General features: G+C 48.6%; 21 protein-coding genes and 1 other RNA gene. 14 read left to right on the top strand and 8 right to left on the bottom strand.

Features of this window, described 5'->3' with window-relative positions:
• Nucleotides 1–2,361, top strand: a 2,361-nt coding sequence (alaS, locus tag AC9UG7_RS13280) for an alanine--tRNA ligase (protein WP_509588656.1), incomplete at its 5' end; no start/stop codon positions are given.
• A gap of 32 nt (nucleotides 2,362–2,393) precedes the next feature.
• Here alaS and AC9UG7_RS13275 read toward each other — a convergent pair.
• The 3 genes from AC9UG7_RS13275 to gluQRS all read right to left on the bottom strand — a co-directional run bounded on the left by AC9UG7_RS13275 (nucleotide 2,394) and on the right by gluQRS (nucleotide 5,045).
• On the bottom strand, nucleotides 2,394–3,305 hold the full coding sequence (locus AC9UG7_RS13275; protein WP_509588653.1) for a pseudouridine synthase: 912 nt from the start codon (nucleotides 3,303–3,305) through the stop codon (nucleotides 2,394–2,396).
• 64 nt (nucleotides 3,306–3,369) lie between these two features.
• Nucleotides 3,370–4,074, bottom strand: coding sequence for a tRNA (guanosine(46)-N7)-methyltransferase TrmB (gene trmB / locus AC9UG7_RS13270; RefSeq protein ID WP_509588651.1), 705 nt, complete (start codon nucleotides 4,072–4,074; stop codon nucleotides 3,370–3,372).
• Complete coding sequence (gene gluQRS / locus AC9UG7_RS13265; protein WP_509588649.1) at nucleotides 4,071–5,045, bottom strand: tRNA glutamyl-Q(34) synthetase GluQRS; 975 nt, start codon at nucleotides 5,043–5,045, stop codon at nucleotides 4,071–4,073. The genes trmB and gluQRS overlap by 4 nt, the downstream gene beginning before the upstream one ends.
• Nucleotides 5,046–5,232: 187 nt before the next feature.
• Here gluQRS and pufB point away from each other — a divergent pair, with 187 nt between their 5' ends.
• The 3 genes from pufB to AC9UG7_RS13250 are packed head-to-tail and all read left to right on the top strand — an operon-like array spanning nucleotide 5,233 to nucleotide 7,035.
• Nucleotides 5,233–5,406 carry a light-harvesting antenna LH1, beta subunit gene (gene pufB / locus AC9UG7_RS13260; protein WP_509588647.1) on the top strand — a complete coding sequence of 58 codons (174 nt, stop codon included), beginning with the start codon at nucleotides 5,233–5,235 and terminating at the stop codon, nucleotides 5,404–5,406.
• 12 nt (nucleotides 5,407–5,418) lie between these two features.
• Nucleotides 5,419–5,610 (top strand): light-harvesting protein, encoded by a 192-nt coding sequence (locus AC9UG7_RS13255; RefSeq protein ID WP_509588645.1) that lies wholly within the window; start codon nucleotides 5,419–5,421, stop codon nucleotides 5,608–5,610.
• A 60-nt stretch (nucleotides 5,611–5,670) separates the two neighbouring features.
• Nucleotides 5,671–7,035, top strand: a complete 1,365-nt coding sequence (locus AC9UG7_RS13250; RefSeq protein ID WP_509588642.1) for a PucC family protein — start codon at nucleotides 5,671–5,673, stop codon at nucleotides 7,033–7,035.
• Nucleotides 7,036–7,193: 158 nt separating this feature from the next.
• On the opposite strand, the gene AC9UG7_RS13245 is transcribed toward AC9UG7_RS13250, so the two are convergent.
• On the bottom strand, nucleotides 7,194–8,237 hold the full coding sequence (locus AC9UG7_RS13245) for an NAD(P)/FAD-dependent oxidoreductase (RefSeq protein ID WP_509588640.1): 1,044 nt from the start codon (nucleotides 8,235–8,237) through the stop codon (nucleotides 7,194–7,196).
• Nucleotides 8,238–8,246: 9 nt separating this feature from the next.
• Nucleotides 8,247–9,221 (bottom strand): LysR family transcriptional regulator, encoded by a 975-nt coding sequence (locus tag AC9UG7_RS13240; RefSeq protein WP_509588638.1) that lies wholly within the window; start codon nucleotides 9,219–9,221, stop codon nucleotides 8,247–8,249.
• 105 nt (nucleotides 9,222–9,326) lie between these two features.
• Between AC9UG7_RS13240 and AC9UG7_RS13235 the strand changes: the two genes are divergently transcribed.
• The 3 genes from AC9UG7_RS13235 (at nucleotide 9,327) to AC9UG7_RS13225 (ending at nucleotide 11,388) form a co-directional block, all read left to right on the top strand.
• Nucleotides 9,327–10,028 (top strand): pirin family protein, encoded by a 702-nt coding sequence (locus AC9UG7_RS13235; RefSeq protein WP_509588636.1) that lies wholly within the window; start codon nucleotides 9,327–9,329, stop codon nucleotides 10,026–10,028.
• A 21-nt stretch (nucleotides 10,029–10,049) separates the two neighbouring features.
• Nucleotides 10,050–10,580, top strand: a complete 531-nt coding sequence (locus tag AC9UG7_RS13230; protein ID WP_509588634.1) for a flavodoxin family protein — start codon at nucleotides 10,050–10,052, stop codon at nucleotides 10,578–10,580.
• Between the two features lie 106 nt (nucleotides 10,581–10,686).
• Complete coding sequence (locus AC9UG7_RS13225) at nucleotides 10,687–11,388, top strand: DUF599 domain-containing protein (protein WP_509588632.1); 702 nt, start codon at nucleotides 10,687–10,689, stop codon at nucleotides 11,386–11,388.
• 63 nt (nucleotides 11,389–11,451) lie between these two features.
• Here the strand turns inward: AC9UG7_RS13225 and AC9UG7_RS13220 are convergent, their stop codons facing one another.
• Entirely contained in the window at nucleotides 11,452–13,074 is a 1,623-nt protein-coding gene (locus AC9UG7_RS13220) for a S8 family peptidase (RefSeq protein WP_509588629.1), read from the bottom strand.
• 970 nt (nucleotides 13,075–14,044) lie between these two features.
• Between AC9UG7_RS13220 and AC9UG7_RS13215 the strand changes: the two genes are divergently transcribed.
• On the top strand, nucleotides 14,045–14,860 hold the full coding sequence (locus tag AC9UG7_RS13215) for a glycosyltransferase family 92 protein (RefSeq protein ID WP_509588626.1): 816 nt from the start codon (nucleotides 14,045–14,047) through the stop codon (nucleotides 14,858–14,860).
• Nucleotides 14,861–15,011: 151 nt separating this feature from the next.
• On the opposite strand, the gene ffs is transcribed toward AC9UG7_RS13215, so the two are convergent.
• Nucleotides 15,012–15,108: signal recognition particle sRNA small type (gene ffs / locus AC9UG7_RS13210), an RNA gene on the bottom strand.
• A gap of 33 nt (nucleotides 15,109–15,141) precedes the next feature.
• Between ffs and dnaX the strand changes: the two genes are divergently transcribed.
• The 4 genes from dnaX to AC9UG7_RS13190 all read left to right on the top strand — a co-directional run bounded on the left by dnaX (nucleotide 15,142) and on the right by AC9UG7_RS13190 (nucleotide 18,913).
• Nucleotides 15,142–16,836 carry a DNA polymerase III subunit gamma/tau gene (gene dnaX, locus AC9UG7_RS13205; RefSeq protein WP_509588624.1) on the top strand — a complete coding sequence of 565 codons (1,695 nt, stop codon included), beginning with the start codon at nucleotides 15,142–15,144 and terminating at the stop codon, nucleotides 16,834–16,836.
• Nucleotides 16,837–16,845: 9 nt separating this feature from the next.
• Entirely contained in the window at nucleotides 16,846–17,178 is a 333-nt protein-coding gene (locus AC9UG7_RS13200; protein WP_509588621.1) for a YbaB/EbfC family nucleoid-associated protein, read from the top strand.
• The gene (gene recR / locus AC9UG7_RS13195) at nucleotides 17,178–17,774 is read left to right on the top strand and encodes a recombination mediator RecR (protein WP_509588618.1); all 597 of its coding nucleotides are present in this window, start codon (nucleotides 17,178–17,180) and stop codon (nucleotides 17,772–17,774) included. The genes AC9UG7_RS13200 and recR overlap by 1 nt, the downstream gene beginning before the upstream one ends.
• Before the next feature lie 161 nt (nucleotides 17,775–17,935).
• Nucleotides 17,936–18,913 carry an ABC transporter substrate-binding protein gene (locus AC9UG7_RS13190; RefSeq protein ID WP_509588616.1) on the top strand — a complete coding sequence of 326 codons (978 nt, stop codon included), beginning with the start codon at nucleotides 17,936–17,938 and terminating at the stop codon, nucleotides 18,911–18,913.
• 18 nt (nucleotides 18,914–18,931) lie between these two features.
• Here AC9UG7_RS13190 and AC9UG7_RS13185 read toward each other — a convergent pair whose 3' ends face one another.
• Complete coding sequence (locus tag AC9UG7_RS13185; protein WP_509588614.1) at nucleotides 18,932–20,341, bottom strand: transglycosylase SLT domain-containing protein; 1,410 nt, start codon at nucleotides 20,339–20,341, stop codon at nucleotides 18,932–18,934.
• A 191-nt stretch (nucleotides 20,342–20,532) separates the two neighbouring features.
• Here AC9UG7_RS13185 and AC9UG7_RS13180 point away from each other — a divergent pair, with 191 nt between their 5' ends.
• Nucleotides 20,533–21,285: a class I SAM-dependent methyltransferase gene (locus AC9UG7_RS13180; RefSeq protein ID WP_509588612.1), complete on the top strand. Its 753-nt coding sequence runs from the start codon at nucleotides 20,533–20,535 to the stop codon at nucleotides 21,283–21,285.
• Nucleotides 21,282–21,728 (top strand): ribonuclease HI, encoded by a 447-nt coding sequence (gene rnhA / locus AC9UG7_RS13175; protein WP_509588610.1) that lies wholly within the window; start codon nucleotides 21,282–21,284, stop codon nucleotides 21,726–21,728. Before AC9UG7_RS13180 ends, rnhA begins: the two co-directional genes overlap by 4 nt.
• Nucleotides 21,729–21,761: the final 33 nt, after the last annotated feature.

Raw genomic sequence — 21,761 nt, 5'->3', positions numbered from 1 at the left:
TGGAGTTTTGGCGATTACTTCAAGCGCGACAGTTTGAAATGGGGTTGGGAGTTGTTGACGCAGGTGTACAAACTGCCGCCCGAGCGCCTGATGGTGACTGTGTATATCGACGACGACGAGGCTTACGACATCTGGCACAAAGAAATTGGTTTGCCTGCCGACCGCATCGTTCGCATCGGCGACAACAAAGGCAAGAAATACGCGTCAGACAATTTTTGGATGATGGCCGACACCGGCCCTTGCGGCCCGTGCTCTGAAATTTTTTACGACCACGGCGCGCACATTCCCGGCGGCCCGCCCGGCAGCCCGGATGAAGACGGCGACCGTTTCATTGAAATTTGGAACCATGTGTTCATGCAGTTTGACATGCAGCCCGACGGCAGCTTGAACAAACTGCCCGCGCCTTGCGTGGACACCGGCATGGGCTTGGAGCGCTTGGCCGCCATCTTGCAACACGTGCACAGCAATTACGAGATCGATATTTTTGATGCCTTGATCAAAGCCGCTGCGCGCGAAACCGGTTGCGCTGATTTGCACAACAACTCCTTGCGCGTGATCGCCGACCACATTCGCGCGACCGCGTTTTTGGTCAGCGACGGCGTGATCCCCGGCAACGAAGGCCGCGGGTATGTGCAGCGGCGCATCATCCGCCGTGCCATCCGTCACGGATACAAGTTGGGGCAGAAGAAACCGTTCTTCCACAAACTGGTTGCTGACTTGGTAACGCTCATGGGAGAGGCGTATCCGAATTTGGCGGCGCAAGCCGATCGGATTACTGCGGTGTTGAAGACAGAGGAAGAGCGGTTTTATGAAACGCTTGAGGTTGGTATGCATATTTTGGAAGCCGCTATAGGGAATGATCACGCAGGTCCTGCTGATTTAAAGGTATCAAAAGAAAAGGTTTTATCGGGTGAGGTGGCTTTCAAATTGCACGACACCTATGGCTTTCCGCTGGACTTGACCAACGATGTGTGCCGCGAGCGACATGTGTCAGTAGATGAAGCGGGTTTCCAAGCCGCGATGGAAAAACAAAAATCCCAAGCCCGCGCAGCAGGTAAATTCAAAATGAACAGGGCGTTGGAATACAGCGGTGTCGGTAACGAATTCGTAGGTTACGAACACCTGAGCGCCGAAGCCAAAGTCACGGCTTTGTATGTGGATGGCGTGGCTGTGAATGAAATACAAGCCGGTCAGACGGGCGTCGTGGTGTTAGACCACACCCCGTTTTACGCCGAGAGCGGCGGTCAAGTGGGCGATCAAGGGCAGATCAATGGCGGCAAAGCGGTGTTTGCCGTTGAAGACACGCACAAAATCAAAGCCGATGTGTTCGGCCACCACGGTCAATTGGCCAAGGGCAGTTTGAAGGTGGGCGATAGCGTGGAAGCGCTGGTGGACACCGCGCTGCGTGCAGCCACGGTGCGCAACCACTCTGCCACGCATTTGATGCACAAAGCTTTGCGCGAGGTGCTGGGCGCACACGTGCAGCAAAAAGGCAGTCTGGTGAACAACGAGCGCACCCGCTTTGACTTTGCGCATACCGGACCGATCAGCGACGAGCAGATCCGCGAGATTGAACACAAGGTGAATGTTGAAATTTTGGCCAACGCCGAAACGCAGGCGCGCGTGATGGATATTGATGCCGCGCAAAAAACCGGCGCCATGATGTTGTTCGGCGAAAAATACGGCGACACGGTGCGCGTACTCGACATAGGCAGCAGCCGAGAGTTGTGCGGCGGCACGCATGTGCACAGCACCGGCGATATTGGCTTGTTCAAAGTGGTGGCGCAAAGCGGTGTGGCCGCAGGCGTGCGCCGCATCGAAGCCGTCACTGGTGAACACGCACTGGCCTATGTGCAAACGCTTGAAAATACAGTGAACCAAGCCTGTGCTGCGCTCAAAGCCACGCCTGGTGAACTGAACCAGCGACTGGCGCAATTGCTGGAGCAAATGCGCGGTCTGGAAAAAGACATGGGCGCTTTGAAAGGCAAATTGGCTTCATCGCAAGGTGACGATTTGCTGGCGCATGCTGTTGAGGTCAAAGGTGTGAAATTGCTGGCCGCGTTGTTGCCCGGTGCAGATGCCAAAGCCTTGCGCGACACCTTGGATCAGCTGAAAAACAAATTGAAAACAGCGGTGGTGGTGCTCGCTAGTGTCGATGGTGACAAAGTGCAACTCGCGGCAGGCGTCACGGCAGACACACTGACCAAGGTCAAAGCGGGTGAGTTGGTGAATTTTGTCGCCCTGCAAGTCGGCGGCAAAGGGGGTGGCAAGCCTGACATGGCGATGGCAGGTGGAACCCAGCCCGCAGGTATAGACAAGGCCTTGGCCAGTGTTCAGGCTTGGGTCGATGAGCGTTTGTAGCCTGAAATGAAAAATATCTGTCAAGCGCTTAATTAAGAAGGGCTGGTTTTCAATCTGCGCCGACTGAGCCAATCGCGTTGTTTGCCAGTCACTGGATCGGTGAACGAAATACGTTGTGCCAGTAATTGCATAGGGCAGCTGAAATCATCCACTTCATGCGGTCTGCGCAACACCTTCGGGTAAAACTGATCACCAACAATAGGTATGCCCAGCGACATCATGTGTATGCGCAGTTGATGGCGATGGCCTGTCAGGGGTTGCAACTGGTACAGCGCAAAATCATTCATACGCTTTAAGAGCGAAATACGGGATTCGCTGTTGGGCTCGCCCGGTGCTTCCTTTGACAGAAAAAATTGATCACCTTCGACAAGACGGCTGCGATACACCAACGGCAATGCCAGATGAGGTTTGAAATTTGCCACGGCCTCATACCACTTGTGTACAAGGTGTTGGCGAAATAACGCGTGGTAAGCATCCCTGTCTTGGGCACGTTTACAAAACACCACCAAACCTGCGGTTTCACGGTCTATGCGGTGAATCGGAGTGAGCGATTCGCAAGCCGTTAATCGTTTGAGTTGTACCAACAAACAGCTTTGTAAATACCGACCGCCTGGCGTGACTGGCATGAAATGCGGCTTATCGGCGACCAATAAAAGATCGTCTTCAAAAAGTACATCAGCGTTTTCAGGCAGGGTGGCTTCATGCGCCACATGGCGGTAATAAAAAATCGATTGGTAGGCTCGGTAAGGCTCGTCCAGTTTTACCAGGCTGCTGTCTTGTTGGTACACAAGACCTTGACGTACGCGTGTTATCCACTCAGCTGGACTTACATCTGGAAAATGCTCGCACAAAAAATCTAAAACCGTAGGCCAATCTCCTGCGGGTAAGTGCACGCGTGAAGCACTGACACCGTCGCGCATAGGTAAAGGTTCAGACAAAGCCATGGCTTATCAAAAATGCAGTGTGGTGACAGTTGTATTGAGCATTGATGGATATAGACAAGCTTCATTACCTTCGCTCAAACACCAGATCCCATACGCCATGACCCAGCTTGAGACCTCGGTTTTCAAACTTGGTCAACGGACGGTAAATAGGTTGATCGCTGAAACTGTCGGCGCGTTGGCTGCGATTGATTAAGCCAGGTTCAGATTGCATGACTTTCAATATGTGTTCTGCATAAGGCTGCCAGTCGGTGGCGCAATGGATGTAACCACCCGGTTTGAGCCGTTTCACTAGTTCATGGACAAAAGGAGTTTGGATCAAGCGGCGTTTGTTGTGCCGAAGTTTGTGCCACGGATCGGGAAAAAAAATGTGAACACCGTCCAAACTTTCAGCCGGCAGCATGTGTTCTATCACTTCGACCGCGTCGTGTTGAAGAATACGGATGTTGTTCAGATCCAGTTCACCCATGCGTTTGAGCAAGGCGCCGACACCGGGTTCATGCACTTCACAGCACAAAAAATCATCCTCTGGTCGGACCTGGGCAATGTGAGCGGTGGCGTCACCCATGCCAAATCCAATCTCAAGAATCAAGGGGGCCGTTCGTCCGAAGGCTTGTTCTGTATTAAAGGCATCACGATTGAATGCAAGCACAAATCGCGGTCCAAGATCGGCCAATGCTTTGGCTTGACCACTGGTGGTACGTCCCGCACGTGTGACAAAGCTTTTAATGGTTTTCGGATAGGTGATATGCGCAGGTGCTTGGTTGTTCATGGCGGAGCGTTAGAAAGATGTGTCCATTGTGCCTGCGCCTCGGGAACAGCAGTGGTTGCAGAATGATTAAGCATTGATGTCATGCGGTCACGCCAAGCCTGGATCCAAAAAGCCAAAGCAGAAGCACAATTGTCTGCTGCGGGAACTTGCAAACCCAAAACTTCTGCGGCGCTAAGTAACGCTTGCAACGCCTTGTCAGGCGTGTCTGTAGCCAAGGGTTGGGCGCCGTTTTGCTTTGACAGCTTTTGGCCGTCATGTGCCAATACCAATGGTGTGTGCATATAAACAGGCATAGGCAGGCCAAGTGCTTGTTGCAAAAATAGTTGTCTCGGCGTGTTGTCTGCCAGGTCTTGGCCGCGAACAACATGGGTGATACCTTGGTCCGCATCATCAACCACCACAGCCAGTTGGTACGCCCATAGTCCATCGCTGCGCTTGATGACAAAGTCACCGACCGCACCAGCCACATGCTGCTCTTGCATACCAAGCCATCTGTCGTACCAAACCACATCTTTGTCGGGCACGCGAAATCGAACGGACATTCCCGACGCAAGCGAAATATTCAAATATCTACACGTACCGGGGTAGCGCATGTATTGGTGACGTTCAGGGCTGAAGCCTTGACTGTTTAGTGTTCTTGCAATATCTGAGCGTGAACATTGACAGGCATAGCACGCATGAGACTGCAGCAAGCTTCTCAGTGCAGATTCATATTTATCTGTGCGTTTCGATTGCCATGTCACCGGCTCGTCGCTGATCAGTCCACAAGCAGCCAATTGCGAAAGTATGTTGTCTGTCGCCGCTTGTGAGCAACGAGGTGTATCTACGTCCTCGATTCGCAACAACCAGACGCCATCATGAGCGCGTGCATCCAGCCAACTGGCCAACGCAGCGACCAATGATCCTGCGTGCAAAGGTCCGGTGGGCGAGGGTGCAAAACGGCCACGGTAGATTAGATTTGCCGAATTCAAAATAAAAAACCAATAAATTCAATAGGTTGCAATCATCTTGAATATACATCAAGCTGTTTTTAATCCATGTGTAAATATATATTGACATATTGAAGTGTCAACCTACAATCACTTTCAATCTGTAAGGAATTAATGGATTTGTGGCCATGGGGGCCATAAGTAACCCTCGTGCGGGTTTTGCACGGACGTGAAAATCTTTCAAGGAGATAACACCCTGTCAGATAAAGTAGGGCCAACAGGCCTGACTGAAGCCGAGTCAGAAGAAATTCACCGGCACCTCATCCAAGGGACTCAAATCTTTGGAATGATTGCGGCGCTGGCACATTTGCTGGCGTACATTTATTCCCCTTGGCTGAAATAAAAGGAGCACCACATGATCTACGGAAAAATCTGGACAGTGGTCAAACCTTCTGTCGGCATTCCCATCTTCCTCGCAGCTGTAGCCATTGGTTCCTTTTCGGTTCACTTGGCTTTGACCCTGAACACCACATGGGTCAAGAAATTTTTGAATGGAAGTGCAGCAAGCGCAGCAGTCATCCAGACTGTCAAAACGCCTACTGCCTGACACAAAGAAAATTTCTTTTTTTAATGGGCCGGAGTTACCCAATTCCGGTCCATTTTTCAAATGAACACTTCTGTCGCCAAACTCTCTAAAAGTTGGTTCAAAATTGGAGCGAAGTTTCTGCCTTTTGCAGATGCTGCCTCCGATGAATTGCCTTTAAGCAGGCTTTTGCGCTTGTCTTTGTTTCAAATTTCTGTCGGCATGGCACTCGCCTTGTTGATTGGTACCCTCAACCGCGTCATGATTGTCGAACTCCATGTGCCAGCTGCACTGGTCGCGGTCATGGTGTCTTTGCCCTTGTTATTCGCTCCATTTCGCGCCATCATCGGATTTCGTTCAGATCACCACCGGTCTCACCTAGGTTGGCGTCGCGTACCCTATATCTGGATGGGCACCTTGCTGCAATTCGGTGGTTTTGCCATCATGCCATTTGCATTGCTGGTGCTGGGTGGGTTCGGACAATCATCACATGCACCGGCATGGGTGGGGGACTTGGGTGCAGGACTGGCTTTTTTACTGGTTGGTGCAGGTTTACACACGACTCAAACAGTCGGACTGGCGCTGGCCACCGATTTAGCGCCGCCCGAGGACAGGCCCAAGGTAGTCGGTCTGATGTACGTTATGTTGTTACTGGGCATCATTTTGAGCTCCATGGTCTTCGGTTACATACTTGAGGATTTTTCACCTGGCACTTTGATTCGCACGGTGCAAGGTGCTGCAGTCACCACTATTTGTTTGAATGTCATTGCCTTGTGGAAGCAAGAGGGAAGAACGCGTGACCGCCAACCAGGTGTCTACGAAGAAGACCCAGAATTCATGGCGTCCTTTAAGCTATTTTGTAATGGTGAAAATGCCATGCGCAGATTGATTTCCATCGGTTTCGGAACCATGGCTTTCAGCATGGAAGATATTTTGTTGGAGCCTTTCGGTGGCGAAATACTGGGCTTGACGGTTGCCCAAACCACTTATCTGACGGCGATTCTGGCCTTAGGTGGACTGATAGGATTTGCTTGGGCTTCTCACATTTTGAGCCGAGGCGGTGACCCTTTCAAAATGGCCAGTTGGGGGGCCATGGTGGGTATTCCTGCTTTTATTGCCGTGATTTTTTCGGCCTCGCAGGCGTCTGCAATGATGTTCACCTTGGGTGTTTTATTTATTGGATTCGGGGCCGGTTTATTTGGTCATGGCACTTTGACCGCCACGATGAACAGTGCACCTCCCGGACAAGCAGGTCTGGCATTGGGTGCTTGGGGCGCGGTTCAAGCATCAACTGCCGGAGCTGCGATGGCATTGGGCGGGATTGTCCGCGACATGTCTGCACAATTTACTGATTCCGCAACCGCTTATTGCGTTGTGTATAGTATCGAGACTGTTTTGTTGGTATTGACAGTCATCATCATGAACCCCTTGGTGAAAGCCAAGTCTTGAGAGCCAGCAAAGCGTAAAACTAATAACCACCACACTCACTTGGAGAAATCATCATGAAAATTCAAACTGTCTTACTTATTTTTTGGATTGTGGTCATGGTATTTCTGCTGGCAAACTGGTTGACTAAGCCTAAGAAAACTATTCGCAATTAAAGCGTATCAATGTTGGTCAGCCATGCTCAGCGCCAAGCTGAGTCCGCTGACAAACGCGTCCTCTACACGGTGACCTAGCAACCAGTCTCCGCAAACCCCGATACTCAAATCGCGATCCCAAATATATTTCTTGCCTAAGGGATGTAATGTTTTTGCATAGCGCCAAAGGTGTGTTTGTGCAAAACCGGGATCGGCTCTGATGCCTGTCAATTCTGCAAAAGCTTTCAAGAGTTTGGCTTCAATTCTTTGTCCATCATCGTCTATATGTTGCTGAGACCATTCGGCACTTGCGTGGACGGTCCATCTTTCAACGGAAGATCGGCCCGGTTTGGAGGACTCTCTGGAAATCCATGCAATGCGGTGATGCGTACTTCGCGCCGCGTTCCATTGAGGCCCTAAATGACTCAATCCGGGTTGATTGGCAAGCGGGTAGGCCAGCATCAATGTCCAACACGGAGCTACCTGCACGTCTGACATGTCATTCAAACCGGAAAACCCGACGGCCGGCGCGCCCGACTGCCGCAATAAATAATCTGCTTGCACATGCGGAATGGCTAAAACCACGCTGTCGTATGGACCATATTGAGAGCCATCACTGCAAATAATTTGCCAGCGATTTTTTTCGGTCTGTACTAAAAACTGCACTTGCGATTCAAGCTGCAAAAAGCCTTGGTCTTGTAACGGCTGTGCCCAGTGCCTGAGCAAGGAATTCATGCCAGGGGCCGCCACAAAGTGGGGCTCTCTTAAGGGCAATGGCGCTTCTATCACTCTGCCGAGTGGGTCTAGCACCCTGACAGCATTGGCGCTCCAGGCGCGGCAAACTGCCTGTGTCCCCGGTACATCTGTGATGGCTTTCATGAATTGGGGATCGCGAACAGTAAAGTACTGCACCCCATGGTCAAAACTGCCATAAGGTGTCATGCGCGTAGCCATGCGTCCGCCCGCATCGTGGCTTTTTTCGAACACGCTGACTTTAAAACCTGCCTGCAGCAAAGTGCGGGCAGCGGTGATGCCGGCCATGCCGGCGCCAATAACAGCGATTGTTTTCATAGCCTGACTCTACACCTTTGTTGTTGCATTGAAACCCATGGCTTTTCCCAATAATGCCAGACGGGTTTGGCTGTGACTTAAATGGGTTAACCACCATTGCAGTGCCTTATCGCCTACGGGCCCCAGGTGGTTACTTTGGTTATCTCGCCAAGCGTAGGCCATCTTTCCACTGCGTTGAGGCCGTAAGACATCACATTTCACCAGTTGCCCGCTGTCTAAATACGCTTGAGCCATAGGTAGCGGCAAGAATCCTGCGCCCATTCCACGCAATTGCGCATCCAACTTGGCCGCCATGCTTGGAACGGTGAATACGTCTTGGCCCGCCAGCAGACCGACGGTGATGCCATTTCCTTGCGGAATGGTGTCCGCCACTGCCACCGCGCGGTGCGCGCGGATGGCATCATCGCTCAATGGTTGTTCTGCCGAGGCCAACGGATGGTTAGGAGTAACTGCAAATACAAATTCCATCAAAGGACCGATTTCGGCAAAACGTAAACCTGGCGTGATGTTTTCCATCGCGCCAATGCCAATGGCCAGATCGGCTTGACCTGAAGTCAGCGCATACAAACTGCCGCTCAATGCTTCGTCTTTCAATCGCAAGCGGGTTGGCGGATTACTTTCGTAAAAGCGTTGACACAAATCCATCACCACATCGTGGTTGATCACCGTGTCTACGACGATGGTGAATTGGCTTTCCCAGCCTGTTGCCACGCGTTTGATGCGGTGGGCAATGCTGTCCATGTCTTTGAGTAAGCGCAATCCTTCGTTCAGCAGTTCTTGTCCAGCGGCGGTTAATTTGGCCTGTCGCGAAGAACGGTCAAACAACAACACGTCCAGGTTGTCTTCCATTTGTCGAACCCGGTAACTCAATGCGCTGGGAACCAGCCCCATGTCTCTGGCGGCCGCTGCAAAACTGCCTAACTGCGCGATAGTTTCCAACATCTTCAGACTTTCCGGGGTCAATACATCGCGGGCAAAATTCATAAACGGTCTTTTTGTTCAAATAATTTGAATGATGCCGTCAATTATTGCGCCATTTCTGTTGACGTCGTTCTTTTACAGTATCAATCAGTTTTCGGAGGGTTGAGTATGTTGACATTACGTAAATCGAGCGACAGAGGTTATGCAGACCATGGTTGGTTAAAGTCCTTCCACAGTTTTTCATTTGCTGGTTATCACGACCCGGCACATATGGGTTGGGGTAATTTGCGCGTGATCAATGAAGACCGCATTGCGCCCGGCACTGGTTTTGGTGCGCACGGGCACCAGGATATGGAAATCATCAGCTATGTACTCAGCGGCGAACTCGCTCACCAAGACAGCATGGGCAATGTCAAAGGTATTCCTCCAGGCGATATACAGCGAATGAGCGCAGGTACTGGCGTGCGTCACAGCGAGTTCAACCATGCGCCAGACCAAGAAACGCATTTTTTGCAAATCTGGATATTGCCTAACCAAAGAGGCATTGCGCCAGGCTATGAGCAAAAAACCGTTGCGTCCGTTTCTAAGAGGGGCGCATTGGCGTTGGTGGCCAGTCCGGAATCAGCAGAGCAAGCTGTGAAATTAAATGCAGATGCACATATGTACGCCGGATTGTTTGATGGCGCAGAAGAATCACGTCTGGTGCTTCAGTCTGAGCGTAAAGCCTATGTATTTTTGATTCGTGGCGAGTTGCATGTGAATCAGATGCCGCTTCAATCAGGTGACGCCTTGATGGTGTCAGATGAATCCGAATTGCATTTATACCAAGGGAAAAATGCCGAAGTACTGGTCTTTGATTTGGTCGCATGATTTTTTAACAGGAGAAAAAACTTGAAAACAGCAGTTGTTTACCATTCCGGTTACGGCCATACCCAACGCATTGCACAAGTCGTTGCAGAGGGCGCAGGGGCACATTTGATTGCCATTGATGCAGATGGAAATATCACTCAAGCCGATTGGGATATTCTGAACGCAGCAGATGCCATCATTTTTGGCTCTCCCACTTACATGGGCGTGGTTTCATGGCAATTTAAGAAATTTGCAGATGCCACTTCTAAGCAATGGATGAGTGGTGCATGGAAAGATAAGGTCGCGGGTGGCTTCACCATTTCGTCAAATTTAAGTGGCGACAAACTGTCCACCATTCAATACTTCATGACCCTTTCCATGCAGTTGGGTATGGTATGGGTAGGTCAGACAGAAGCCAACAACGGTTCATTGAACCGATTGGGATCTTCGTCTGGTGTGATGGCGCAAGTCGGCCCCACAAGTCCCGCCTCAGACATACCGCAAGGTGATCTCGATACCGCCAAAATTTACGGGCAAAGAGTAGCGAGCATCGCTGCCAAATTACATGTCTGATGCTATGTTGAGCGGCTATTGACGTTGCATGAGGACGTCGGCATTGAGCCGATGTTCTCATTGACTGCTGAAACCAACATTCATCACCATGCGTTAGTATGAACCCATGAAGATTCTCAGTTTATTGCCGTGGTTGGATTGGGCCGTGTTGTGTTTTTTCCTTGCCGTGTGGGTAGGTTACGCCTTATTCGCACGAAGACTGGCCGTGCATAAACATTCCATATTGGCTGCCAGTAACCGTTACAGGTTGCGCTGGATCAAGGTGTCTTTGATGCGAGACCCGCGTGTGTTGGACGGCATCATCACGCAAACGCTGTCTCACACGCCATCATTTTTTTCTTCAACCACCATCATCATCATGGGTGGATTGCTGGCGCTGTTGGGAACCACAGACAAAGCCGCTGAACTGGTGCGGGAAATTCCATTTTCTCAAGCCACGCCATTGCTGGTGTTTGAATTCAAGATACTCATACTGATCGCCATATTTGTATATGCTTTTTTTCGTTTTTCATGGTCAATGCGGCAATACACTTTTGTTGCGCTGATGATTGGTGCGCTGCCTGCGCCACAATTTTTTATCGATAACCCGCAAAAGCAAGACGATTATGCTCGTCGAGTTGCTGCGATGACGGGCTTGGCTGCAGAAACTTTTAACGATGGTTTGCGAGCCTACTATTTTTCTTTTGCCGCTATGGGTTGGTTTTTTTCTCCGCTTTTTTTCGTATTGACCACTTTGTTGATCGTGGCTATTTTGTACAACCGGGAATTTCATTCCGATGTATTGGGTGTTTTTGACGATGGAAATTAAATTTCATCGCGCAGTATTTTTTTTATTCAAAGTCGGTTTTTAACGATACTCTCACCAGAGACATCAATAATGATGTTCAATGGGGAAAGCGTTTTGAATCATTACTGTCTGTGATTCGAAAAGGTTTATATCGTGAGCGTTGGCATAGGCGCTGGTTGTGTAAGTGAGTGAGCCGCTGTCTGCCGCAATCGCATTTAACCAACTCTCTAAATTGTCTGCTGAACCTGTGATGGCCTGAGTGATTTGAGTGGCAGTCAGTGAAGGATCCGCAGATTGAAGAATCGCTGCTTGTGAGGCCACTAAAGGAGCCGCCATGGAAGTTCCTGACCAAAGCCACAAAGTGTTATCAATGCCAAAGCCAATCAAATCTACGCCATTGGCCGTGACATAGTTGTAGGGCTGAGTGCTACCCGCATGATTGGAAAACGAAGCCAAGTCAACGCCACTATGGCTATTCTCCGATGCGCCAACTGCAATAACATTCGAGAATGTTTGGCCATAAGCCGCAGGATAAGAAGGAGAATTTCCACCGTTATTCCCCGCAGCAGCGACCACAACGACATCATGTGACCATGCATATTTCATAGCTGTCAGTAACTGCAGATTGGGATAATGTTGACCCAATGACATATTGATCACATCTGCACCATGGTCAACTGCATAGTAAATAGCTTCGCATACATTTGAAACTGACCCTTTGCCAGAAGCATCTAACACTTTGAGCACCATCAGTTCTGCATCAAACGCTGCACCGTATACGCCGTAGCCGGTATGGGGATCTGCCACCATTTCTGAGGCAGTCATTGTTCCATGACCGTTATCGTCCTGTACGTTGTTGTTGTGGTCAATGAAATTCCAGTTGTATGCACTGAAGTCAATACCTTGAGTTAAAACATAGTTTTTGAAATCAAAACCTGTATCTATGTCGGCGATCACAACGCCTTTTCCGGTGAATCCATTTGCCCAGGCTGCGGTAAACCCCATTTCTCTCAGGTATATCGGAGCGCCAGACGTATCAACGAGGTTGACAGTGGAATAGTTTGCATGCACCCGTTCAAGAGATTGACCTACATTGATTTGTCCCCATCCACTGTTTGAACTCCAATCCCCATCGCTCGGATTAACCTGCGTTGTGTACGCCTCTGCTGACAAATAAAATTGATAGCTTTGCTGAGGCCATGTGTATGCAGCACTCGCAGACCAGTCAAAGTTGTTAGCGATGGTTTTATCAAAGGGTGTGTCGGTAATTTCTACTGCACCAAACTCGGCCATGGCGCTATGGGTAGGGAACAATGGGTAGAGCTCTGTCCACCCATGACTACTGGGGGCTGTCTTTTCGCCTAAGTTTGAGTCAAGTTCAGTCGATTCAATATGGTCATGGTGCTCATGCGCGATACCAGAGCCATGGATTTTTTCTCGCTCTGAAAAATCGATATGAATAGGGTGGATTTGCTGCGGGTCACTAGACAGTAATGGCACAGAGCTGTCGATGGCTGGGGTTTCTTCCCTGATTTCACTTGCGGGCGCTTTATCATGGTTCATTGCAAACGGTGAACCGTTGTCGAAACTGATGAATGAAGCTTTATCCATGAAGATCAACGACGCCAACAGGTTTTGTACCTGTTCGGTTTGATTCATGCGATCTGACTTTGATCGAGTTTTGATCTGGGTGGTAGAGGCAGTCATGGCTTGTTCCTGAATGCGTGTTGCTGTCAATTGACAGACACTAAGCAAAAATCAAACCAACCCAGTTATTTAATTATTAATTTTTAAGAAAATTAGAAAAATAATTTATTTAGTATTGATATTATATATTTTTGACACTCCCATAAGCAGTGAATCTAGCGTCTACAAGAACTCCCCACCTGACACGGTTGGCACGTCAAATCTGCGCTTAGGTGATACACCCAAGAGACATTCCAAAACTGAAGCAAATTTGCTGTAGGGTGGTCCCTACCCATCCTTACGCTCTGATTTGATCGATTGATGCCTGCTACGTTGTCGAGTTGATAACGGGTGGCACTATTGTTAGGTTAGATGGTGTGAGGCTTCAACTTACCATAGAAAAGCGTCTGGCTCAACGCTCAGGGCTGATTGGTTGTGGTGTTTGTCAAGAAACCGAACAATGGAGCTGATGTTTATAAAGTTGAACGCTTCCAAGGTGAGGGAAAGGTCGTCGAGTCGGAACTTGAGCGTACTCTTTTGATTCTCCTGTTTAGCGACATTGCCGTAATGGCGGGGGGGCGCAATCTGGAACAAATCTTTCCTGTCCTATAAGGTTGACCATGCCATGAAAAAGTCATCATCAAGAGGGCTGGTACCCGCTTGGTTGCCTGTTAGGCCGTATCAGGCTTTTGTTGCACCACCTTGCCCGATAAGACACTTTGGTGGTTGACTGATTTACTTTCAAGTTGTTATTTGTTTGTTAATGGATAACAAGCTCAGTCGGTTGACCTTCATTTGTATGATAGTAGATATATTTTTTTATCATAGTATTTGATAAATAGGGGATGCATGAATGAATTTAAAGATTAATATTGCAATTATCTTGACTTGTTCGGATTTGCAGAGCGACTAATTTCTTTGGTATATTGAAATTTTGCAGAAAAAAAATTAACTCACATATGCGTTATCAATAGAACTTCAAGGAGTTGATTTGAGTATTGCAATATGCACGATTCAGCGAGACAGAGCGGCTTGGATTAAAGAGTGGGTGGTATTCCATCATTTAATTGGGGTCAAAAAATTTTATATTTATCTACACAAATGTAAAGATGAGTCTGCTGCCGTTGTGGCTGATTTATCTAAGCATTTTGATATTGCAGCATTCGTCATTTCGGAAGATGTTGTTCGCCCACAATTAGCCGTTTATCAGCATTGTTATTCTTCGTTTGGACCTAAACATGATTGGATTGCATTCATAGATGGGGATGAATTTTTATTTCCTACCAAAGGGCAAACAATAAACGAATATTTTGAGTTTCTTGATCCTAAGCCAATTGATGCAATAGGTGTTTATTGGGCTTGTTTTGGAAGCTCTGGTTATATCAAGGAACCTTCTGGCTTAGTGACTCAAAACTATAGACACCGCGCTCCCCTTGATTTTTCTTCGAATAAACATTTCAAAAGTATTGTCAGAGGAGGCTTAGGGCAGGCGTTTTCTGTTCTGCAGAATGCACATTATTTCCAAACTATTCAAGGTACTTTTGATACTCTCATGCGTTCTTTGACCAACGGGTTTGTTGAATACGAGCCATGCTATGAAAGATTGCGAATCAACCATTACGTTACACAAAGTCGTGAATATTTTCTGGAATTTAAACAGAACAGTGGTAGTGCAGATATGAGTCCTAGCACGATTAGAACTGAAGATTGGTGGAATAATCATGACCGCAATGAAATACGGGATGATTCATTGGAGAGGTTTATGCCTGACTTACAAGCTATCTTGCTGTCTTTAAATTTGAACTAGCAATCTTTAATTACTCAGATGTATTTATTCAGCCCTCAATAAATTGCAATCACCACGTTGAGGTTACGTGACACACTCAGGTGATACAAAAGCCGCTTTTTGAATCCCCAATCAACGCAAATAGTTGATTTAAAAGGGAAAGCAAATAGAAGTTGACGAGCCTTGACCCCGGCACTGGCTCCACAGTTAGGGCTGCTTGGTTCCCCACCTGACCCGGTTGGCCGCTTTGCCATGCGGGAAGGCCCGTCAGTCGAAATTGTACGCCCCGTAGAATGTTGGCTATGTCCTATTTGGTGCTCGCTCGTAAATACCGCCCTAAAACCTTTGACCAATTGGTAGGGCAATCCCACGTGGTTCAGGCTTTAACCAATGCATTGCGATCACAACGTTTGCACCATGCTTATTTATTCACAGGCACCCGAGGCGTGGGTAAAACGACGGTTTCACGCATATTGGCTAAATCGCTTAATTGTGAAACCGGTATCACCGATAGCCCTTGTGGCGTTTGTTCGACTTGCACGGACATTGATGCTGGACACTTTGTTGACTACACCGAATTGGATGCGGCTTCTAACCGCAGCGTAGATGAAATTCAGCAGTTACTGGAACAAGCAGTTTATAAACCGGTGCAGGGTCGGTTCAAGGTTTTCATGATCGACGAGGTGCATATGCTGACCGGTCATGCTTTCAATGCCATGCTCAAAACCTTAGAAGAGCCACCGGAATATTTGAAATTTGTGTTGGCAACAACCGATCCGCAAAAAGTACCCGTCACTGTGTTGTCGCGCTGTTTGCAGTTCAATTTACGCCCAATGGCCGCACAAACCATGGTTGAACATCTACAGCATGTGCTGTCTGCTGAAAATATCCATGCGGATTTACAAGCTCTGCGTTTGCTAGCCCGTGCCGCTCGCGGCTCTATGCGTGACGCCTTGTCCTTGACAGACCAAGCCATTGCATTTGGCAACGGAGAACTGCTTGAGCCCACTGTGCGTGACATGTTAGGCAGCGTTGATCGAAGCCACGCATTGACGCTGGTGCAGGCCTTGGCTGAATCGGATGGTCTGGCTGTTATCAACACCTGCGATACATTGCGTCAATTGGGATTGTCGGCCAGTTCATTGTTGGAAGAGATGTGTATGGTTTTGCAGCGAATGGCTGTGAATCAGACCATCCCTGGAAGTGCTGAGAGTTCCTCTGACCCAGATCCTGATGCCTTGCGTATAGTCGAATTAGCAGGCGTCATGCCTGCTGACGAAACCCAGTTGCTCTACAGCATTTGTCTCAATGGCAGAGCAGAGTTGGGACTGGCGACGGATGAATATGCGGCTTTGTCCATGGTGCTGCTGCGTTTGTTTGCCTTCAAACCTTCATCGCCGTTTGAAAAAAAAACACCAAAAATAGCTGATCCAGTTTCATCCCCATCTGTTGCCAGGCCAGTGTTGCAAGCTACCCCATTGCAGCCATTGCAGCCATTGCCTCAGTCAATGGCGCCGCCGCCCATGGCACCAGAGCCTGCAAACCTACCTCCAACCATCATTGAGCAAAGCGATGCAAGTTCAGCTGCAAACACCCCTCCCGCAGACAGTGAAATTGGAAAGCAATGGTTTGAATTGGTTCAGCAACTCACTGCAACGCAAAAAATCCAGGCCATGACTCGTGAACTGGCCATGCAGGCGCAATTGATCAGTCGTGACGTTGATGTATGGGTATTGCACGTTGAGAGAGAAACATTGTTATCTGCTGCCAACATTGAGCGTTTGCAATTAGCCGTGCAAACTGCTGGACATGATGTGGTTTTGAATTGCAAATTAGGTGCTGCCGCTGACACGCCAGCCATTCGTATGACCAAGCAGCAAAAGCAAGCACTAGATCAGTTCGAGCAGAAAATATTGAATGACCCACACATTCAAAATTTAATCGCTGAATTTGACGCGAAAATAGTTCCAGGCTCCCTCAAACCCCGTACCTCTTGAAAGAAATTTATGTTTAACAAAGGACAACTCGCTGGGCTCATGAAACAAGCACAGGCCATGCAAGAAAACTTGAAAAAAGCCCAGGATGAATTGGCTTTCATTGAAGTCACGGGCGAATCCGGCTCAGGCATGGTGAAAATATTGATGACGTGTAAATACCAGGTGAAACGCGTCAGCATAGATCCAAGTTTGCTGACTGATGACAAGGATATGTTGGAAGATTTAATTGCTGCCGCATTCAATGATGCCTCGCGCAAGGCTGACGAAACCTCTGAGGCCAAAATGGGTAAGTTGACTGGCGGCATGCCCGGACTGCCCGGTGGAATGAAGCTACCGTTCTAATGCGTGATCACAGCGCTTTACAAACACTTGTGCAAGCCCTCAAACGTTTGCCAGGTGTTGGCGAGCGCTCGGCTTCTCGCATGGCTTTTCACTTGTTGCAACACGACCGTGAAGCCGCGCAATTACTGTCTCAAGCGCTTGTGAATGCAGTTGCCGCTGTCAAGCATTGTCAAAGTTGCCACACCTTGACAGAGTTTGATATTTGCAGCACATGCCAAGACACCTCGCGTGATTTGACCCGTTTGTGTGTCGTGGAGACACCGTCCGATCAGTCGGCGGTAGAGAGAACGCTGGCATACCAGGGAATGTATTTCGTCCTTATGGGTAAGCTCAATCCGATCGAAGGAATGGGTCCTAAAGACATTGGGCTGCAAAAATTGATCGATAGAGCAGATGATGGATTGGTTCAGGAGATCATTTTGGCCACCAATTTCACCGCACATGGTGAAGCCACAGCCCATGCACTCAGTGAGATATTCAAGCGCAAAGGCTTGACAGTGACCCGTCTTGCCCGTGGTGTGCCAGTGGGTAGCGAGTTGGAGTTCGTCGATCTTGGCACTATTGCCCATGCATTGGTAGACAGGCGCATTGCCTGAGCTTGTCTTTTGGGGATTTCACCTACGGGGAAGCTACCGATATTTATTTCATTTTTTGCTTTTATGCTGTGTGCATGGAAGCACCAAAAGAGAATTCCAACTATCATGAATTAGTCAGCAGGCGACAGTGGTCCAAGCAGTTTTTGACCCTAGGTATGGCCTTGGCTGCCTGCCCCTTGCCCGCGATAGGACAAACAGAAAAAAAAATTCAACTGCAACTGATGGTAGATGATGTCTCCAGCCTGGTTCATTTGCCTGTGATGTTGGCCCATCACTTGGGTTATTTTAAAAATGAAGGATTGCTGGTTGATATTGTGGAGCAAGCTGTCAGCCAAATCGATAACACGGCGACAGGCCTCACAGCATGGTCTGTACCTTTTGAACACATTGTGCGGGGCAATCAAAAGGAAACCCAGTGGATGTCAGTGATGCAAACTGGCAGAACCCCTCAATTGGTGCTGGGGATCAATAAAAAAACCATGCCAGTATTCAAGGGCTTGAAAGACCTGGAAAATAAAAAAATTGGCGTGTTGGAAATAAATACTTTCTCACAACACTGCGCTAATTACTTATTGTTGCAAGGCGGCGTCAGTCTGAATCACATCACTTATATACCTGTAGGACAAAGCGCCAATGCCATTCAAATGCTTAGAAGCAGCAGCGTAGATGCAATTTGTTTTTCTGACCCTTTGATTAGCTTATTGGACAAAAAAGGGGAGATCATTACCGTACGCAATCTCAGATCAACCAGAGACACGAGCCGTGTTTTCTCCGGACTGCTGCCGGGCCATAGTTTGTGTGTACCTGTTCAAATGATGGAAAAAAATCCTGAGGTATGCCAGGGGTTGGTGAATGCAGTCTTGCGTGCCATCAAGTGGCTACGGACTGCAGGGCCTTCAGACCTTTTGCACAACATGACCGACAATTCTTTTTTACCTGACAGAGCCATTTATTTGAATGCTGTCGAAAATATGAGAGAGAGTTTCACCTTAGATGGAATGCTGGGCCCTGAGCACTTAGCGACAGTTTTGAGAATGCAACGCACGCTTTCGCTGACCTCATCGTCTAAAAATAATTCACTAAATTTAAATCACACCAATGACTTTGTGATGCAAGCGAGAAAGCGTTTAAAGATTTAGCTTTCAAGCAACTGCCACTCATGCTTTTTTTCGCTTGCCAGAGGCTAAAGTAGCTTTGACTTTTTTGGATTTTGTAGGTGTGTAAATGACCAATTTCTGACCTGGCCGCAAAGCACTGTTGCTGCTTAAATCATTCCATTGCGCTAACTGCTCGAGATTGACTTTATAGCGCTTGGCAACCAATTGCATGTTGTCATTTTTTCGTGCTTTTACCGTTTGCTTACGCAGTGAAATTTCTGGCGTTAAATTGAGTTGACCGTTGTCTGCCACTTTGGCAGAAACATCAGCTAGTTGTTTGGATGAGCGTGGGACCAATAAAGCGGATCCCGCTTTGATCAACATGCGAGGCGGTATTTTGTTGATATGTCGAAATTCTTCTTCAGCCATGTTGTAGCGCTTGGCGGCTTCAGATACCTTCATATTTTTGGGTGCTACCCAGACGGTCCAACTGGCCAGTCGTCCGCCATAGGCCTCCATATTGCGTTGAAATATTTCTGAATTGTCCCAAGGAAGCAAAATTTGAGAGACGCCACCGGCGAGCAAAACAGGTTTGTGCGCCGATGGGTTCAATGCTTTGAAATCTTCCAAGGGGACTTCTGCCAATTTGGCAATCAGTGCAACATCCATATCGCCCGTCAATGGGACGGATTGAAAATAGGGATGATTAGGGATGGTGGGTAAATGGACACCCAGTGACTGAGGATCAGCCACTACATTTTTTATCGCTTGTAGTTTGGGTACGTACAAGCGCGTTTCTGCGGGCATGCGTAAATCTGTGTAGCCCAGTGAAGCACCTTGCTGTTGATTGCGTGCCAATGCTCTTTTGACGTTACCTTCCCCCCAGTTGTAAGCAGCCAAGGCCAAGTGCCAGTCACCAAACATACCGTAGAGTTTTTGCAAGTAATCCAGCGCTGCACGTGTGGACGCCAGCACATCACGTCTGTCATCCCGAAATGCATTTTGTTTCAAGTCAAAGTCCTTGCCGGTGCGGGGCATGAATTGCCACATGCCACTGGCGCGTGCCGAGGACACCGCTTGGGGATTGAAAGCGCTTTCAATGAACGGCAGTAAGGCCAGTTCAGTGGGCATGCCCCGACGTTCCAATTCTTCTACGATGTGATAGAGGTATTTGCTGGAGCGCTCTGTCATGCGTTGTATGTAATCGGGTCGCTGCGAATACCACTGCTCACGTTCTTGCACCAGATCCACCTGTAAATCCGGCATACCAAAACCTCTGCGTATCCTTTCCCACAGGTCGTTAGGAATATCGACTTGTGTGATGGAGGCGTTGGAAACGGGTTTGGTTTCGATAGGCTGCAACTCCTCTTGATTCAGGGAGGAATTGTTACTTTGGGCATTAGCAGATGAGATTGAAAATAAAGTGAAAACGAGCGCGAAGCAGTAAAGCCGAAGCGTGAACAGTTGCATGGATATAAACCTAAGAGCAAGCGGCGCCATTCAATTTGCGGGCTTTGGGCAAGAAAAGGATGAATAGAATGAAGCACAACAACGCCATTTGCTGCGTCGTACAAGCCTTTACCCATTCATTCATGGATCATTCAATTATAAGAAGCCCCGCTAGCCTTGCTGATTGGCTTCAAACACCTGCCGGTCAGTACATGACTTCTTGGGAAATTGAACAGTTTGACAAGGTTGTTGCAGATGTTTTTGGTTTTCATGGTTTGCAACTAGGGCTTTCAAGCTTGCCGGTTTTGCGTAACTGCCGAATCCGTCACTGTTGGGTGGCAGAAAATGATATGAATGGGTCCTATTCAGAGCAAGGAATTTCCCTGGCTTTGTTTGCTGATTCGGTTGCGCTGCCTTATGCAGACCAAAGCTTAGACCTGGTGGTGTTGCCGCATACGCTAGAGCTTAGTATCGATCCTCATGCCACGTTGCGTGAGGTAGAGAGAGTGTTAGTGCCCGAGGGCAGGGTCATCATCAGCGGTTTCAATCCATTGAGTTTCTGGGGACTGCGCCAAAGAAGGTCGCAATGGTATGCGCGTCTGGGGTTTTCAAATTATTTTTTACCTCCCGAGATAGATTTCATTGGTTACAGGCGTTTACGTGATTGGTTGAAATTGTTGAGTTTTGAGGTTGATCGCGGGCGGTTTGGTTGTTACATACCATCGGTTCAAACCCCGTCCTTGGTGGCTAAATTTGCTTGGATGGACAAGGCCGGGGACCGTTGGTGGCCAATTTTGGGCTCAGTTTATTTTTTAGCAGCAGTTAAAAGAGTACGTGGCATGCGACTGATTTCGCCTGTGTGGAAGCACGCCAAGGTACGGTCTGCCAAAACAGTGCCTTCGGTCAACTCTGGGAAAGTCAGTCGAACAACTTCCAAGCATTCACCCCAGGAAGAACGGTCATGAGCCGTGTGGTGATTTATACCGATGGGGCTTGCAAAGGCAACCCAGGGCCAGGAGGATGGGGTGTGTATCTTCGTTACGGTGATTCAGAAAAAGATTTATGCGGCGGGGATGCGCAAACCACCAACAACCGCATGGAACTTCAAGCGGTGATAGAAGCCCTTCGCGCACTCAACCGGCCTTGTCAGATCGACTTTTTTCTCGACAGCGAATACGTTCGCAAGGGAATCACCGAGTGGATGAGCGGATGGAAGGCTCGAGGTTGGCGCACTGCTGACAAAAAGGCAGTCAAAAATGAGGACTTGTGGCGGATTTTGGATGAACTTCTGTCACAAAGTGGACATGGCATTGCATGGCATTGGGTAAAAGGCCATTCTGGGGATCCTGGAAATGAGCGGGCAGATGCACTCGCAAACGAGGGGGTTCGGATGGTGCAAACAGGTTGATAATGAACCATCAGTCATTAGCAAATGTAAACC

This window comes from Limnohabitans sp. (assembly GCF_046052765.1).
Classification (GTDB): domain Bacteria; phylum Pseudomonadota; class Gammaproteobacteria; order Burkholderiales; family Burkholderiaceae_C; genus Limnohabitans.
Note: the sequence above shows the minus strand (reverse complement) of the source record. Positions and strands in the feature narration are given on the sequence as shown.

Excerpts from the sequence above, each read along its gene's own strand:
- AC9UG7_RS13275 (WP_509588653.1), bottom strand. The coding sequence starts at position 3,305 with ATGGCTTTGTCTGAACCTTTACCTATGCGCGACGGTGTCAGTGCTTCA.
- trmB (WP_509588651.1), bottom strand. The coding sequence starts at position 4,074 with ATGAACAACCAAGCACCTGCGCATATCACCTATCCGAAAACCATTAAA.
- AC9UG7_RS13255 (WP_509588645.1), top strand. The coding sequence starts at position 5,419 with ATGATCTACGGAAAAATCTGGACAGTGGTCAAACCTTCTGTCGGCATT.
- AC9UG7_RS13250 (WP_509588642.1), top strand. The coding sequence starts at position 5,671 with ATGAACACTTCTGTCGCCAAACTCTCTAAAAGTTGGTTCAAAATTGGA.
- AC9UG7_RS13245 (WP_509588640.1), bottom strand. The coding sequence starts at position 8,237 with ATGAAAACAATCGCTGTTATTGGCGCCGGCATGGCCGGCATCACCGCT.
- AC9UG7_RS13240 (WP_509588638.1), bottom strand. The coding sequence starts at position 9,221 with ATGAATTTTGCCCGCGATGTATTGACCCCGGAAAGTCTGAAGATGTTG.
- AC9UG7_RS13235 (WP_509588636.1), top strand. The coding sequence starts at position 9,327 with ATGTTGACATTACGTAAATCGAGCGACAGAGGTTATGCAGACCATGGT.
- AC9UG7_RS13225 (WP_509588632.1), top strand. The coding sequence starts at position 10,687 with ATGAAGATTCTCAGTTTATTGCCGTGGTTGGATTGGGCCGTGTTGTGT.
- AC9UG7_RS13220 (WP_509588629.1), bottom strand. The coding sequence starts at position 13,074 with ATGACTGCCTCTACCACCCAGATCAAAACTCGATCAAAGTCAGATCGC.
- dnaX (WP_509588624.1), top strand. The coding sequence starts at position 15,142 with ATGTCCTATTTGGTGCTCGCTCGTAAATACCGCCCTAAAACCTTTGAC.
- AC9UG7_RS13200 (WP_509588621.1), top strand. The coding sequence starts at position 16,846 with ATGTTTAACAAAGGACAACTCGCTGGGCTCATGAAACAAGCACAGGCC.
- recR (WP_509588618.1), top strand. The coding sequence starts at position 17,178 with ATGCGTGATCACAGCGCTTTACAAACACTTGTGCAAGCCCTCAAACGT.
- AC9UG7_RS13185 (WP_509588614.1), bottom strand. The coding sequence starts at position 20,341 with ATGCAACTGTTCACGCTTCGGCTTTACTGCTTCGCGCTCGTTTTCACT.
- AC9UG7_RS13180 (WP_509588612.1), top strand. The coding sequence starts at position 20,533 with ATGACTTCTTGGGAAATTGAACAGTTTGACAAGGTTGTTGCAGATGTT.
- rnhA (WP_509588610.1), top strand. The coding sequence starts at position 21,282 with ATGAGCCGTGTGGTGATTTATACCGATGGGGCTTGCAAAGGCAACCCA.